This window comes from Methylophilus sp., assembly GCF_035460085.1.
Classification (GTDB): Bacteria; Pseudomonadota; Gammaproteobacteria; order Burkholderiales; family Methylophilaceae; genus Methylophilus.
In genome coordinates this window covers 96840-110404 of sequence record NZ_DATHWZ010000023.1, presented here as the reverse complement: position 1 = coordinate 110404, position 13565 = coordinate 96840, and the positions used below count along the sequence as shown (strand labels likewise).

The following is a 13565-nucleotide window of genomic DNA, read 5'->3' as shown; positions in this document are numbered from 1 at the left end:
AACTGGTCGGCTATCAAAGCGGTCCAATGATGTATCAGAATATTCCTACAAATAATTCAGCCATATTTGCATGGCGTGTTTATTGACGGGGCGCCATGATTGAGCCTCAATTAGTAAACAACTCAAAAATTAAAATTGCTTATTTGGCAATGCTATCTGTTTAGGAGACCGCGCTATGCTTAGAACTGTCCTGCTTGTGATTCTAATTCTTGCTTTAGTCGGGGCTCTGCCAGCCTGGCCCTACAGCAGCAGCTGGGGTTACTACCCAAGCGGCGGGTTGGGGTTAGTGGTACTTATCATTTTGATATTGGCGCTCACTGGAAGGTTATAAATGCGATTGGCTTAGAATAATTTCTAAGCCAATTTCTTTGTCATCTGTTAAAGCAATCTTTTTCCAATCTACTTTAATTAATTCAATAAGAGGAAACCCACCATGATCATGGCAAAACGTTTTTTAAGCGCCTTTGTGGCACTTTCGATTTTTTTTACAGGCTCCATTCAAACAGTGCAGGCAGCTATGATCAGTACCGACCAGGTAGTTGAATCAGCCATTACTGTGAAAGGTGAACAAGATCGCGCAAAGATTGTTGCCATGCTTTCGCGTGAAGACATGCAATCAGCATTGGTGGCTCGTGGTATTGACCCGGTCGAAGCCAAGTCACGTGTTGCAGCGCTGACAGATGAAGAAGCCAACTCACTGGCTACTCAACTGGACAAAGCCCCGGCAGGTGGTGGCATCATTGGTGCAGTGGTACTGGTGTTCCTGGTATTGTTGCTGACTGATATCCTGGGCTTCACTAAAATCTTCCCATTTACACGTTCAGTGCGTTAATGATTTATCATCTCGCTCATGATTGCGAGATGCGTAATTGAACATGGGTAACATCAAAGCCAGTCTGGCTCGTTTAAGCATGCTGGCTTTTTTGTGCCTGCTGACAGCGTGTGCTGCCACCGGGGTACGTGAAGCGACACAGAACTCCCAGCTGCCCCGACGGGTTGAGCTCACACAAACACCGTTCTTTCCGCAAGACCAGTACCAGTGCGGCCCTGCTGCATTAGCGACTGCATTGACTGCAGTCCATATTCCTGCTACCCCAGAGCAATTGACGCCGGAAGTCTACGTGCCCAGCCGGCAAGGTAGCCTGCAAATTGAAATGCTGGCCGCTGCCAGGCGCCATGGTGCTGTCGCGGTACAGATACCAGCAAAACTCGAAGCAATCATGCAGGAAGTTGCCTCAGGTCATGTCGTGATCGTGATGCAAAACCTGGGATTATCCTGGGTTCCCTCCTGGCATTATGCAGTGGTGATTGGCTATGATGCTGACCAAGAGTTGGTTTGGCTACGTTCAGGCCCCTATAAGCGCCAGGAAATGTCGCTCAGTGCATTTCAGCGTACCTGGGCGCGCAGCGAATATTGGGCGTTTGTGGCTTTACCACCAGGGCAGTTGCCAGCCAGCGCAAGTGCGGATGATGTTGCCAAAGCGCTGGTCGCTTATGAAAAAAATGCGCCTGTTTCAGCCAGGAAGAAAGCTTACCAGGTAGCGGTGGAACAATGGCCTGATCACCTTGTGTTATTGATGGGTTTGGGAAATGCGGCCTATGCCGCAGGTGACCTGCCTTTGGCTGCCACCAGTTTTAAACATATCACTGAAGTCCATCCTGAATCAGCTGCGGCCTATAATAATTTAGCCAATGTACTACTGGCGCAAAATCAAATTACGCTGGCAGAGACGGTCGCTACCAAAGGCCAGTCGCTCGCAGGCAGTAATGAAAAACTGAAGGCGCAAATTGACCAGACTTTGGTTGAGATCCGGCAGCAAAAAAAATAAAGTCGCTGGCAAGCGGATATTGCGCGGGCAGTACCCTGTCATTATTTAGGTATGTTTTTCAAGATAATTATAAAAATCTTTTCTTTTTAAAGATTTTGAGAACAACCAGCCTTGCACATATTTAACCCCACGCGCTTGTAATATCTTTGCCTGTTGCGCTGTTTCCACGCCTTCGGCCACCATTCCCAGCTGCAATGTTTTTGCCATTTCAATGATATGGAAAGCGACATGGCTGGTGACCGCATCGGTGCCAACCGAGTCGACAAAAATCTTGTCAATTTTAAGGTAATCCAGCTGGAACTTGGTCAGGTAAGACAGGCTGGAATAACCGGTACCAAAATCATCAATCGCCACCATCACACCACATTCACGGATATTTTTTATAGTGGTAAGCGCTTCTTCATCATCCAGAAAACCACGTTCGGTGACTTCAATCAATAGCTGGTTGCCTTGTGCGCCTGTCGATTTTTTCAGGTGTTCTATCATCGGTAATAAAGCGCCCGAGCGAATATCCTGCGACGAGATATTAATGCCGACATAAAAGTGTTTATGCATATTCAGGGCCGTATACATATCTTTGGCAACCAGTTCAAACACTCGCTGCGTGATCTGGCAGATCACGCCAGAGGCTTCAGCGGCGGGGATAAACGTATCCGGGCTGATAAAGTGATTGTCTGACGTTCTCCAGCGGATCAGTGCTTCAGCCCCGACGCAGTGGTTAGTTTCCAGATGTATGATGGGCTGGTATTCCAGGTAAAACTCATTATTCGCCAATGCCCGCAAAATGGCTGATTTTGTCGAGTACCTGGTTTTCTGCATATAGACGAAAATGCCGCCTAACGAGATGCCCACCACGATCACCAGCGGAATCAGGATCTGGATAAAGGAGGTCAGGTCATCATTGATATCTTCTAATGGTATAGCAGTGACAACGCCGGTTAAATTCAATTTGTTGGACGCCATATATACCAGCATGTGACGCTGTTTATCGATGAAAGTAAGCGCTTGCTTTCCTTGATATCGTTTAAGCCAGTCAGTTGCGATATGGCCCCTTGAGGTATATAACTTTTGCGATTCAATCCCGAATATACCTACAGAAACATCCGAACTCCCCAAGGCTTCTATCGTGTGGCTGGGTACCAGTACGATTGCCCAGCCAGCTTTCTCCATCATTACCAGGTGGTGATTTTGCCAATCAGCCACCTTGATGTTTACCCACATCCTGGTGCCATCAGGTTCGATCCGGAAAGGTTGCCCCAGGACTAAACCATCAAATATTTCCGAGATAGAGGAGCAGGTTATCCGGTTATCCTTGACATGGGCGACTGCCTGGAGAAAGAAACCGGTGATATTAAATTCCTGCATTTTTTGGATATGCCGGGGGGAACAAGCTTCTTTTTCCGGTACGGATGCAAAGTGGTTTACGACATTGGTAAGCTGGGTGCGCGTTGCATCCATACGCATCAACACACCAGTGGTCACTTCACGCAGGTGCTTGGTTTCTTTTGAAATGGCCTGTTTTTGCGCAATCATTAATGAGAGGAAGATTGAAACAAAGGCCGTTAACAGAATAAGTAAAATAGTAATGCCGGTGAAAACCCGGTTGTTCCGCCAACCTATATTTAATAGATTATTCAATTTTGCACCCTTCCAAAAGTCAGTCTTATCGCTGCATGGTTCATACACATCGGCCCTGGTAAACGCTGGCCGATGGTGTTCAGGGAGTAAACGTGGACAAGCCTGTAATGATTGAATGCGCCTGATGTACAAGAGTGATAAACATAATTTATTTTTTCGTTAGTGTTGTTTGGATATCGTTCTTGAAGCTGATGGAGGCAATTATATTGACACAAATTGTCTCTGTATCCATGTTATCGGCACAGGTGGGCGAGTCTGAAGAGTAAACAGGGGTTAATTGTTAACTTTTTTTATTTTATGCGGTGGAATAGTAAAACCCCGCTAGGCGCGAGATTGCTGAATCATTTTTCTTCATAGAGGATAACGCTGATTTCTCCATCCATCTCGATTTGCATTTGCTTGACTTCCGAAACATGCCCTATGCCTTCTTCCCTCAATTTGGCCATGATTTCATCTTTGGTGACGAATTCCTTGCGCATTTCGCGGAGTTGCAATACGCCATTTTTTACCAGTACCAGTGGCGGCGCTTCCACCCTTTTTCTTACCCATTTATATTTGAAACTGAGCCAGTCAATCAACAGGTTCCAGAACACCAACACCGCGATCAGTACCAGGCCATCTGAAATCGATTTGGAATCGCCACTCATGGCATTCTGGGAGGCATCGGCAATAATCACCACAAACAGGAAGTCACTGACACCGACACTTCCCATACTGCGACGCAGGATAGACCTGAAGATGATGAATAAAAACCAGTAAACCACCGAGCCCCGAAGGATGATTTCCCAAAGCGGGACAGTGAGATGAAACGGTGACAGATCCATATGCTTTACCCCGGTTATTTCTCGCTAAATGATGTTTACACTCAATCACTCACATTGAGTCCACCTTGGGTTGAATGCTACAAAACTGCAAATACTTTCTTTGTCAGATCACGCGTAAAGTGATGTAGGAAAAGGCTGAAATTAAAGCGGATGCTTTCATAGCAGATTCAAAACAATAAAAACAATAGACTAAAATTTAAAGCTTAACGTAGTGGTGACGACATGGTTCTCGAGATTGCGGGTGGCTTTATTGACGAGCTGATTAAGGTAACCGGTTTCGAGAACGTAGCTTTTATCGATCTTCCAGTTAACGCCGACAAAAAAACGGTTTTGGTCCAGGCCACGGTGTGCGCCCCAATCCGTCTGGTCGACATTGATAAACACTTCATCAGACACGACTACAGAAAGGGCAGGATGATTTGTTACCGGCTGTGCGGCCCTGAACATTTGCCGTAGCCTATGACCTGTGTCATGGAATCCTTCTCTTGTTCGCTCTTCGAGACGGCTGCGGTTGGTAAATGTGATTGAATGGTAAGGTTCGAACTGATACTGGAATTGCTGCCACCACCGATTTTCCTGGTAAGAAGATTTTCCATCGGGATGGCTGGCAATCGTATCATGTCCCAACCATAAACTGGTTTTAGCATCAGGTTTATAAAACACCGCAGGTCGCAGATAAAGGGTATCCAGATGCTTGCCTTCATCCCGCCAGCGAGGATTGATATCCATATCCCAATAAAAATGATGAACCGGTAATTCACCCTGCATACGCAGGTTGAACCAATAGCCCCCATCCACTTGCGGTCCAGCATAAGCGTGGCTGGAGCCCAGCATTGTTAAAGCTGGTGATATCAGCATTAGAAATCTCAATACAAAACCATGTAGCAAAGCACCTCTTTTTTTCATTGCAATACGCCTCGTCTTTTTACATTTAGGAAAGTTTAGGAGATGCAGCTGAATTAAATCTTAATTTCCCTTGATTAATACGCGCTGTATACGTCTTATCATTCCTACATGCAATTCAGCCAGTTTGGCATAGCGGCTTTTTTATCAGCGCGGCATGATAGGTTTGCAAAATAGATTACGATTGAAGGAGCGCTAATATGTGCGGAGAAACACGCATTGATCAAACCGACCCTAATCACGCTGTTGAAACGGATAACCTCCACACGCCGGAACAAAATGCGCATTTGTTAATGAGCATTTTTGTAGATCATTTCAAATTGCTGACTGGAGAAGCTTTACTGACCAATAAGTTAAGTAGTGTCTGGTACGACAAGCAAAAAAGTGAAGAAGATATGGTGAGTGGCATTGAATATGCAAAAAAACAGGAATGGATTACACCGCTGGATGATGCTTTCAGGCTAACGGAAGCTGGCTACGAATCTGCAAAACAGCTACCAGTGTAAGCACTTATTTCAGGCTGACATCCAAAACACTCATGGCTGTGCATAAATCGCTGGCATTTGTGAGACACACCTTCAATAATCCAACAAAAGGCATGCACATATGCATGCCCCTTCGGGTAAATCACAGCGTTGGTATTGTACTGTCTAACCAATAATATCGCGCTGGACATCAGGTTCAGCTGGTTCAACCGGCTGATAAGGAGTATCTGGATCAGGTTTGATCGGTTTATGGGTTTCTTCAGGAAATACTGGATGATCAGTATCATTCTGTTGCCCGAAAAAATATTGTTCTATCAGTGAAAAAGACATTTTTCTATCCCTGTAAGTTGATCGAATGAACTCAAGATACTGGTCGGCACGCAGTCTTTTTATCGGTAAATTGCTTAAAGTCTTGTAAGAATTTATGGAGTGCTTAAAGCACATGATGACGCTGAAAATTCCTACGTCGCTTTCATAGAGCGACTGACAGTAGGCTAAGTCGGAATTGTGTAATATAAGTTTCAGTTATTTTGCACTAGTAATTATGAACACTAGTAATTATGAACATTAGTGCATCTTCAGTAAAACCTCCATGCAGTGACAATCCACCATCATGCAATCCACCATTCACGTGGCAATAATTTTTTGATAAGGAGATTGATATGTTAGACAGATTCACCCTGGATTACCTGAATCCCGATCGATTCTCTGAAATAAGCTCAGCAGACAGAGACGAGCGCAGCGACGCTGTAACAGAAAAATCACGCGAAAGTAACCTCAAGCGGCGGGAAGGCAAATCCGCTACCCGTACAGTAAAACAAGCAATGGCGATCAAGCATTCAAAAGCCCTAAAAAATGCACATGATTAACGTTGTCTGAACTTTCCTACAAAAAATTCAGCCTGAGTTGTATGGCATAAATTCTTGATTTTGGAGATGATGAACCAACTATCAATCAACCCAATTAATTTAGAGAATCCCACACTACCAGCAGGAACGATAATGTAGGATTAAGTTGCAGGAGAACGCTATGATTAGTACATTACTTATTGTATTTGTCGTTTTAGCCGCCATCAGTGCGGCGCGCAGCTTGCCTTACAATATCCCGTGGGCTGAAAATCATTCCAGCAAAGGCGTCATCGGCGTTGTCGTTGCGGCATTGATTATCCTCTCGTTTACCGCAGGGTTCATTGATGTTTAGATGGTTGGTGATTGGCGCTTGATCGAAGTCGCGAGGCTTCTTCCCATGGTGCTTATTGCTTATCACTAGCACGATATTCAAGTCACTAGCACGACATTCAAGTAACTTGATTGCGATCAAATATCGCATGTACATGTATACGTTTGATGTCATCAGCACTTAAGTTTTCCAGATCGGTAAAGGTGATGGTTGCGCCTTTGTTTTTTGCTGCTTCAGCAATTCGGATTAAATCATCCAGTGGTTTGCTATTTGCCTTCAGCGTGAAGCCCAATCCTGCATTAGCGATTCGGATCAATTCATCCGTTGTCATGTTTTCGAAACTCATCGCGATATCCTCCGCAGTCATCACGCATTGCAGAAAATTACCAGACCGAACTACTGTTCAGGCACTGAGCTGCTGATGCCTAAAAATTACCGTAGCACTCAGTCACATAAACTGATTGTTAGCATCAAAAGCCAGCTTACTCCGTTATCGATGTATCTGAAATATTTAATTAAATGTATTTAGAGGGTGTTTATTTTTCTGCTGCAAACCTGGTCTGGTTTGCATCTGTCTTCAGGTCTTCCTGGGCAGGTTCCTTGACTATTAAAATGGTAATTGCTAAATTGAAAGCGCATGCATCCCTTGTTTAAAAAGTTTCTTGCCTTTATCGCGCTGCTTTCTGTCATTAGCTCGTCAGCGTGGGCGGTATCGCCTGTTGTCATGGCAGATGATGTATTCATGTCTGAAAACACCTTATTGCAGGACGTGCATACACAGAATGAAACGCAGGAGAGCCCTCAGCAACATCAAGAATCCACCTGCAACCATGCCTGCCATTTTTCAGCACATATCCTGGGATTGATTTCCCATGGCGTATTGCATGTGATTCCGGTGCTGGATTCAGGCATCTATAGTTTTCATCGTCCGCATCAGGTGAGCCATCCTTTTCTGCAAGGTCTTTACCGCCCTCCTATCCTCTTGTAAATCATTTGTCAGTCAGAGGCAACCTGGCTTCTGAAATCGTGATTGATCTAGAGAGGTATTCACTGTGTTTATCCCTATGTTTGAGACAGCGTTGCAGCGTATTGCAACCACTGTCAGCCTTGGTTTATGGCTATCGACAAGCTTGCCCGTTGTGTCATTACATGCGGCGTCATTAACGTTGGAAACGGCCTGGCAGCTGGCTGCCAGAAGCAACCCGGAATTACAGCGCCAGATTGCAAACCAGGACATTCCTGATGGCGATTACCAGGATGCCAGAGGGCTGCTTTATTACAATCCCGTCGTCAATATGGATATGCGGCAACGCAGTATTGCCCAATCACCCGGCGCCAACAGCAGGCGTGGTGAATGGGGTGCCGGCATTGCGCAAACTTTTGAGATTGCCGGGCAACAGGGCTGGCGAAGAAATGCAGCGCAACTCAGCCAGCAGGCGATAGCACTGGATATCGCCGAGGAATACCGCACTTTGCACGCACAAATGGAAGAGCAGTTCGTGACGGTGCTGGCCATCCAGAAAAGGATGGAGGTTGAACAGCGCATATTGAAGCTGATAGAGCAAAATACCGCTTTATCACGCAAACGTGTTCAAGCAGGTGAAGACAGCCTGCTGGATGGCAACCTGGCCGTGGTGGATACTGAACGCGCACGTAACCAACTGAGTGCATTGAACGAGCAACTGGTGCGTGCGCGTGCGCAACTGGCGGCTACCTTGCAGTTAGGGGAAGCTGAATTGCCTGTGGTGTCAGGCGAGTTAATGCCGGTGGCAAACACTTACACCCTCACCGACCTGCTCGAAAAATTAACTGCCCGGCCTGGCATCCAGTCGCTGGATGTCAAAGAATCCGCTGCCAGGTCCAGATTAGCATTACAGAAAAACCTGACCTACCCGGACCTGACTGTCAGTTTGAACAATAGCCGCGAGGCGACCATCGCCGGCGATGACAATATCACTTCGCTAGGGGTGTCGCTGCCGCTGCCTATCTTTCGCCGCAATGGTGCCGGTATCGGGCGCGCCACAGCCGAATTAATGCAGTCCGAAATCAATCGAACAGCGCTGACGCGTAATGCGAAAGCGGCCATTCAGGCCGCCTGGTTACGCCGCGAAAACATCCGCGAGCGCATCAGCCGCTTAGATAAAGAGGTTTACCCCCGGCTCGAAGAAAATCTCACGCTGGCCAAACTCGCTTTTGAAAACGGTGAAATCGGCCTGCCGCAATTACTGATACTCCAGCGCCAGGCGGTGGATGCACAACGGGATATCATCGACGCCCAAAAAGACATGCGGCTGGTGCAAATCGAACTTGAATATATTTCCGGTTGGGCTACGCCCGTGTTGCCCACGCCATGACAGGACAATAAAAAATGCATAAAACATCCATACAACTAGCACCACGCAATGCACTCTGGCTGCTGTCATTGATAGTATTGCTCAGCGCTTGCAGCCCTGAGCAAGGTGCTGAATCCGCACATCCTGCCAAGCCAGGACAGCAAGCTGAAGATCAAGAAAATACCGAGCATCGTGACACTCAGGCAGCACTTACCTTTAGCGAGGCAGAGCGACAGCAGTTCGGTATTTCTGTGGCGCCGGTGGTTAAGCAACCATTGCAGGATCAACTCACATTCACGGCCAATATCGTCGCCAACCAGAATAAATTGGCGCATGTCACGCCACGTATTGAGGGCAAGTTAGCCAAGGTGATTGCTAATCTTGGTGACCAGGTCAAAGCCGGTCAGGCACTGGCTGAGATTGATAGTATCCAGATGGGTGAAGCGCGGGCGCAATACCGCAGTTCTCAAAGTGAATTATCTTTAGCGCAAGCCAACTTTGAGCGTATCTCGCGCTTGTACGCCGATAAGGTCGTGCCGCAAAAGCAGATGATAGAGTCGCAAGCCGCGTTGGAGAGAGCAAAGTCAGCTTCTTATGCAGACTCGGAGCGTTTGAGAATGTATGGCGGCCTGAGTAAACAGAATGGTTCAAATGGTGGCTCAACTTATGTGCTGACTGCGCCCTTCGCTGGCATTGTGCTGGAAAAGAACGCGGTGATAGGCGAGCTGGCAAAAACCACTGACAGTATTTTTACCATTGCCGATATGTCTACCGTCTGGATTGAAGCAGACGTGCCGGAAAAAGACTTGAAAGACATGGCGATAGGCAAAACCGCAACCGTCAGCGTCAGTGCTTATCCTGAAGAGACTTTTTCAGGAAAAGTCAGTTATCTGGCGAGTATCGTTGATAAAACCACACGCACGGTCAAAGCACGGATCGAGTTGCCAAATCCAGACCATAAATTACGCATCGATATGTTTGCTAATGCAGTGATTAGTCATGCAGCCGCGAAGGAAAGTCTGGTGGTAGCTAATGATGCGGTGGTGATCATCCAGGGCGTACCACATGTCTATATTCTGCAAAATAAAACCGGTCAACAATATACGTTCGAAGCCAGGCCGGTTGCGATAGGTCAGCGCATGAATGCCTATGTGGAAATTAAAAATGGCTTGCGCGAGGGGGAAGTCATTGCCGAGGCTGGCGTATATGCCCTGAAAGCGCGGCAGCTCAAATCACAAATCAGTGATGAACATTAGGGGACGCACATGCTGTACTGGATGTTAGAAACGTCGCTGCGTTACCGGTTGCTGGTGATTCTGGCCGCAGTGTTACTGATATTTTTTGGGGTGAAAGCCTGGCAGAATGTGCCGCTGGATGCTTTTCCGGATGTCACGCCGGCACAGGTGAATATTTATACTGAATCGCCTGGACTGGCTTCGGAGGATGTCGAAAAACTGGTGACTTTCCCGGTGGAAAGTGCCTTGGCCGGACTCAAGAATATTGAGCATATCCGTTCAGTTTCCCTGTTTGGTTTATCGTATGTCAGCGTTTATTTTAAAGACGATACAGATATCCAGCAGGCCAGGTTTCTGGTGAGCGAAAAACTGTCAGATGTGAAGGCGCGTATCACGATGGGCGACGGCGGCACTGGCTATGGCGAACCGACCCTGGGGCCGAATACTTCAGGCCTGGGGCAAGTGCTATGGTATACCTTGAAGTCGGACACCATGAGTGGCATGGAGTTACGCAGCCTGCAGGACTGGACCGTACGCATGATGGTACGCACCGCTGCCGGGGTAGATGACGTTACGACATGGGGCGGACAGGAAAAGCAATTCCAGGTGCAGATAGATCCGCAAAAACTTTTTAAATATGGCTTAACTTTTGCGCAGGTGGTTGAACGGCTTACCGCCAATAACCGGCAAGTCGGCGGCCAATTTATTAATGTCGGCCAGGAGCAGTTTCTCGTGCGTGGTTTGGGCCTGGTCAAGAATACTGCCGACATCCAGAAAATTGTCGTCGCAGAAAACCAGGGTATTCCGGTCTATGTGGAAAATATTGCGACAGTCGTAGAAGGTCCGGGGCTACGTTTCGGTGCAGTCACGCAAGATGGTAAGGAAGTGGTGATGGGCATGGTACTTGCCCGCATGGGTGAAAACGCCCAGCAGGTGGTGAATGCCGCCAAGCAAAAATTGGCACTGGTGAAGTCGGCACTGCCAAAAAATGTAACGCTGGAAACGGTATATGACCGCACGGCGATCATTGATAAGGCAATCCACATGGCAGACCGCGCCATGCTGGAAGGCGCGTTGCTGGTGATCGCAGTGCTTTTCCTGTTGTTGGGCGAAATACGTGCTGCGCTGGTGGTTGTGGTGGCTATTCCCTTAGGGCGGTTAATCGCGTTTATCCTGATGGCGCAATATGGTGTCTCGGCCAACCTGATGTCACTTGGCGGACTGATCATCGGTCTTGGTATGACGATTGATGGCCCATTGGTGATGGTGGAAAATTGTTTCCGGCGCCTGGCTCATGCCGGCAACCAGGTGAATAAAACCCAAGTGATATTACAAGCTTGCAAAGAAGTCATCCACCCGATTGCGTTCGGGATGTTGATCATTACGGTCGTTTTCCTGCCGATATTTTCACTATCAGGGCTTGAGGGCAAGCTGTTCAAGCCGCTAGCGATCAATATGATATTTGCCATGACAGGCTCAATGCTGCTGACACTGACGCTGATTCCTGTGCTTTCATCGCTCATGCTTAAGCGCTCGAAAGCACCTCTCGAAAAAGAACCGTGGTTGATTCACTATTGCAAACCCCGCTATCACAGATGGCTGCAATGGAGCCTGGGTCATCAGAAAATCATTGTCGCGGTCACTGCCATCGCATTTGTGGCGGCTATGCTCATGTTCCAGTTTTTGGGTAAGTCGTTTATGCCAAATTTGCAGGAACAGGATATTTTATTCAGGGTCACCAGTATCCCTTCAGCGTCATTGGAGCAATCCATTTCTGTGTCAGACCGCGTTTACCAAAGCCTGAAAAATATGCCGGAAGTGAAAGGCAGTGTTGCCATGATAGGGCGCGCTGAAAAAGGCGAAATTGCCGATGTGAATTACATGGAAATTCTGGTGCACTTGCAGCCGTTGTCGGCCTGGCCGCAGAAAATCAGCTACCAGCAACTCGCGCAAAAACTACAATCCCAGCTGGAAAAAGAAATCCCTGAGGCAGTGATTGCCGCCACGCAACCGATACAGATGCGGGTGGAAGAATTGATTTCCGGGGTAAGGGCAACCCTGTCTGCCAAGGTGTATGGCGAAGACCTGGCGACGCTGGACCGTATTGCAAACCAGGTGAAAAGTACGATAGAAAAAGTGGATGGGGTGACTGACCTGGCCTTGGAAGCCAATGTGGGAAAACCGCAACTGATTATCGACGTGAACCGCGAAGCCATAGCCAGATATGGCATCAATGTAGATGAGGTATTACAGGTAGTGCAATCCGGTATCGGCGGTAAACGAGTCTCAACGGTGCTCGAGGGCGTTAAACGTTTCGCGATCCAGGTGTGGTTGCCGCCTGCCTATCGTGACAATCTGAAAGCCATCGGCGACATTCCGATCACGACAGCGCAAGGCGCACTGGTTCCGCTATCGCAGGTGGCGACATTGAAGACTGAAGAAGGCTATGCCTTTATCCGCCGTGAGCAGTTGCAGCGCTATGCCGTGATCCAGATGGATGTGCAAGGGCGCGACATTGATGGTTTTGTCAAAGAGGCGCAAGCCAGCATTGATCGACACATCACCTTGCCGAGCGGCTACTGGATAGAATGGGGTGGTGCCTTTGAAAATCAGCAACGCGCACTCACCAAACTGGCAATCATCGTGCCGTTGACCATAGGCCTGATTTTTGTGCTGTTATATACCGCGTTTGATTCGCTGCGTTATGCCGGTTTGATACTTGCTAATGTACCTTTTGCCGCCATGGGCGGCATATTTTCATTGGCTATTTCCGGTCAATACCTTTCGGTGCCAGCTGCCATCGGGTTTATTGCGGTGTTTGGCGTGGCGATGCTGAACGGGATTGTGCTGGTTTCTTTCATCAACAGTTTACGCGCAGAGGGTAAAAGTATCCGCGAAGCGGTGCTCGAGGGTACGTCACTGCGTTTACGGCCAGTGATGATGACTGCTTTGGTGGAGATTGTCGGGTTGATCCCCTTTGTGCTGGCCACGGGTGTGGGGTCAGAGATCCTGCGGCCATTGGCGATCGTGGTGATTGGTGGCCTATTGACTGCTACTTTATTGACGTTGATATGCCTGCCAGTGGTATATGACTGGATGGAAACCAGAAACGCGCCTGGCGCAGGCTATTAATCCAGGA

The 13565-nt window shown here is 47.8% G+C and carries 15 protein-coding genes; 10 read left to right on the top strand and 5 right to left on the bottom strand.

The window, feature by feature from the left end:
* The first annotated feature begins 175 nt into the window (after positions 1–175).
* From VK958_RS04165 to VK958_RS04155, 3 genes are all read left to right on the top strand, one after another.
* Entirely contained in the window at positions 176–331 is a 156-nt protein-coding gene (locus VK958_RS04165) for a DUF3309 domain-containing protein (protein WP_325239246.1), read from the top strand.
* A 108-nt stretch (positions 332–439) separates the two neighbouring features.
* The gene (locus tag VK958_RS04160) at positions 440–832 is read left to right on the top strand and encodes a PA2779 family protein (RefSeq protein ID WP_325239244.1); all 393 of its coding nucleotides are present in this window, start codon (positions 440–442) and stop codon (positions 830–832) included.
* 43 nt (positions 833–875) lie between these two features.
* Positions 876–1829, top strand: coding sequence for a PA2778 family cysteine peptidase (locus VK958_RS04155; RefSeq protein ID WP_325239242.1), 954 nt, complete (start codon positions 876–878; stop codon positions 1827–1829).
* Positions 1830–1874: 45 nt separating this feature from the next.
* On the opposite strand, the gene VK958_RS04150 is transcribed toward VK958_RS04155, so the two are convergent.
* The 3 genes from VK958_RS04150 to VK958_RS04140 form a co-directional block, all read right to left on the bottom strand.
* Positions 1875–3467 (bottom strand): EAL domain-containing protein, encoded by a 1593-nt coding sequence (locus VK958_RS04150; RefSeq protein ID WP_325239240.1) that lies wholly within the window; start codon positions 3465–3467, stop codon positions 1875–1877.
* Between the two features lie 341 nt (positions 3468–3808).
* On the bottom strand, positions 3809–4291 hold the full coding sequence (locus tag VK958_RS04145) for a DUF421 domain-containing protein (RefSeq protein WP_325239238.1): 483 nt from the start codon (positions 4289–4291) through the stop codon (positions 3809–3811).
* Between the two features lie 189 nt (positions 4292–4480).
* Positions 4481–5149: a DUF2490 domain-containing protein gene (locus VK958_RS04140; protein WP_325239236.1), complete on the bottom strand. Its 669-nt coding sequence runs from the start codon at positions 5147–5149 to the stop codon at positions 4481–4483.
* Between the two features lie 245 nt (positions 5150–5394).
* Here VK958_RS04140 and VK958_RS04135 point away from each other — a divergent pair, with 245 nt between their 5' ends.
* Positions 5395–5700, top strand: coding sequence for a hypothetical protein (locus VK958_RS04135; protein ID WP_325239233.1), 306 nt, complete (start codon positions 5395–5397; stop codon positions 5698–5700).
* Between the two features lie 144 nt (positions 5701–5844).
* On the opposite strand, the gene VK958_RS04130 is transcribed toward VK958_RS04135, so the two are convergent.
* Positions 5845–6009 carry a hypothetical protein gene (locus VK958_RS04130; RefSeq protein WP_325239231.1) on the bottom strand — a complete coding sequence of 55 codons (165 nt, stop codon included), beginning with the start codon at positions 6007–6009 and terminating at the stop codon, positions 5845–5847.
* A gap of 332 nt (positions 6010–6341) precedes the next feature.
* On the opposite strand from VK958_RS04130, the gene VK958_RS04125 reads away from it, so the two are divergent.
* Both VK958_RS04125 and VK958_RS04120 read left to right on the top strand, forming a co-directional pair.
* Positions 6342–6548: a hypothetical protein gene (locus VK958_RS04125; RefSeq protein WP_325239229.1), complete on the top strand. Its 207-nt coding sequence runs from the start codon at positions 6342–6344 to the stop codon at positions 6546–6548.
* Positions 6549–6708: 160 nt separating this feature from the next.
* Entirely contained in the window at positions 6709–6879 is a 171-nt protein-coding gene (locus VK958_RS04120; RefSeq protein ID WP_325239227.1) for a DUF3309 family protein, read from the top strand.
* Between the two features lie 97 nt (positions 6880–6976).
* On the opposite strand, the gene VK958_RS04115 is transcribed toward VK958_RS04120, so the two are convergent.
* A complete protein-coding gene (locus VK958_RS04115) occupies positions 6977–7204 on the bottom strand; it encodes a hypothetical protein (RefSeq protein ID WP_325239225.1) in 228 nt (75 codons plus the stop codon).
* A gap of 291 nt (positions 7205–7495) precedes the next feature.
* Here VK958_RS04115 and VK958_RS04110 point away from each other — a divergent pair, with 291 nt between their 5' ends.
* The 4 genes from VK958_RS04110 to VK958_RS04095 all read left to right on the top strand — a co-directional run bounded on the left by VK958_RS04110 (position 7496) and on the right by VK958_RS04095 (position 13558).
* The gene (locus VK958_RS04110) at positions 7496–7846 is read left to right on the top strand and encodes a hypothetical protein (RefSeq protein WP_325239223.1); all 351 of its coding nucleotides are present in this window, start codon (positions 7496–7498) and stop codon (positions 7844–7846) included.
* Positions 7847–7910: 64 nt separating this feature from the next.
* The gene (locus tag VK958_RS04105) at positions 7911–9212 is read left to right on the top strand and encodes a TolC family protein (protein WP_325239221.1); all 1302 of its coding nucleotides are present in this window, start codon (positions 7911–7913) and stop codon (positions 9210–9212) included.
* A gap of 14 nt (positions 9213–9226) precedes the next feature.
* A complete protein-coding gene (locus VK958_RS04100; RefSeq protein ID WP_325239219.1) occupies positions 9227–10447 on the top strand; it encodes an efflux RND transporter periplasmic adaptor subunit in 1221 nt (406 codons plus the stop codon).
* Positions 10448–10456: 9 nt separating this feature from the next.
* Positions 10457–13558, top strand: a complete 3102-nt coding sequence (locus tag VK958_RS04095) for an efflux RND transporter permease subunit (protein ID WP_325239217.1) — start codon at positions 10457–10459, stop codon at positions 13556–13558.
* Positions 13559–13565: the final 7 nt, after the last annotated feature.

What these genes read in the sequence shown, in the direction of transcription:
- VK958_RS04165 (WP_325239246.1), top strand. Translation starts at nt 176, where the DNA reads ATGCTTAGAACTGTCCTGCTTGTGATTCTAATTCTTGCTTTAGTCGGG.
- VK958_RS04160 (WP_325239244.1), top strand. Translation starts at nt 440, where the DNA reads ATGGCAAAACGTTTTTTAAGCGCCTTTGTGGCACTTTCGATTTTTTTT.
- VK958_RS04155 (WP_325239242.1), top strand. Translation starts at nt 876, where the DNA reads ATGGGTAACATCAAAGCCAGTCTGGCTCGTTTAAGCATGCTGGCTTTT.
- VK958_RS04145 (WP_325239238.1), bottom strand. Translation starts at nt 4,291, where the DNA reads ATGGATCTGTCACCGTTTCATCTCACTGTCCCGCTTTGGGAAATCATC.
- VK958_RS04140 (WP_325239236.1), bottom strand. Translation starts at nt 5,149, where the DNA reads ATGCTGATATCACCAGCTTTAACAATGCTGGGCTCCAGCCACGCTTAT.
- VK958_RS04135 (WP_325239233.1), top strand. Translation starts at nt 5,395, where the DNA reads ATGTGCGGAGAAACACGCATTGATCAAACCGACCCTAATCACGCTGTT.
- VK958_RS04130 (WP_325239231.1), bottom strand. Translation starts at nt 6,009, where the DNA reads ATGTCTTTTTCACTGATAGAACAATATTTTTTCGGGCAACAGAATGAT.
- VK958_RS04125 (WP_325239229.1), top strand. Translation starts at nt 6,342, where the DNA reads ATGTTAGACAGATTCACCCTGGATTACCTGAATCCCGATCGATTCTCT.
- VK958_RS04120 (WP_325239227.1), top strand. Translation starts at nt 6,709, where the DNA reads ATGATTAGTACATTACTTATTGTATTTGTCGTTTTAGCCGCCATCAGT.
- VK958_RS04115 (WP_325239225.1), bottom strand. Translation starts at nt 7,204, where the DNA reads ATGAGTTTCGAAAACATGACAACGGATGAATTGATCCGAATCGCTAAT.
- VK958_RS04110 (WP_325239223.1), top strand. Translation starts at nt 7,496, where the DNA reads ATGCATCCCTTGTTTAAAAAGTTTCTTGCCTTTATCGCGCTGCTTTCT.
- VK958_RS04100 (WP_325239219.1), top strand. Translation starts at nt 9,227, where the DNA reads ATGCATAAAACATCCATACAACTAGCACCACGCAATGCACTCTGGCTG.
- VK958_RS04095 (WP_325239217.1), top strand. Translation starts at nt 10,457, where the DNA reads ATGCTGTACTGGATGTTAGAAACGTCGCTGCGTTACCGGTTGCTGGTG.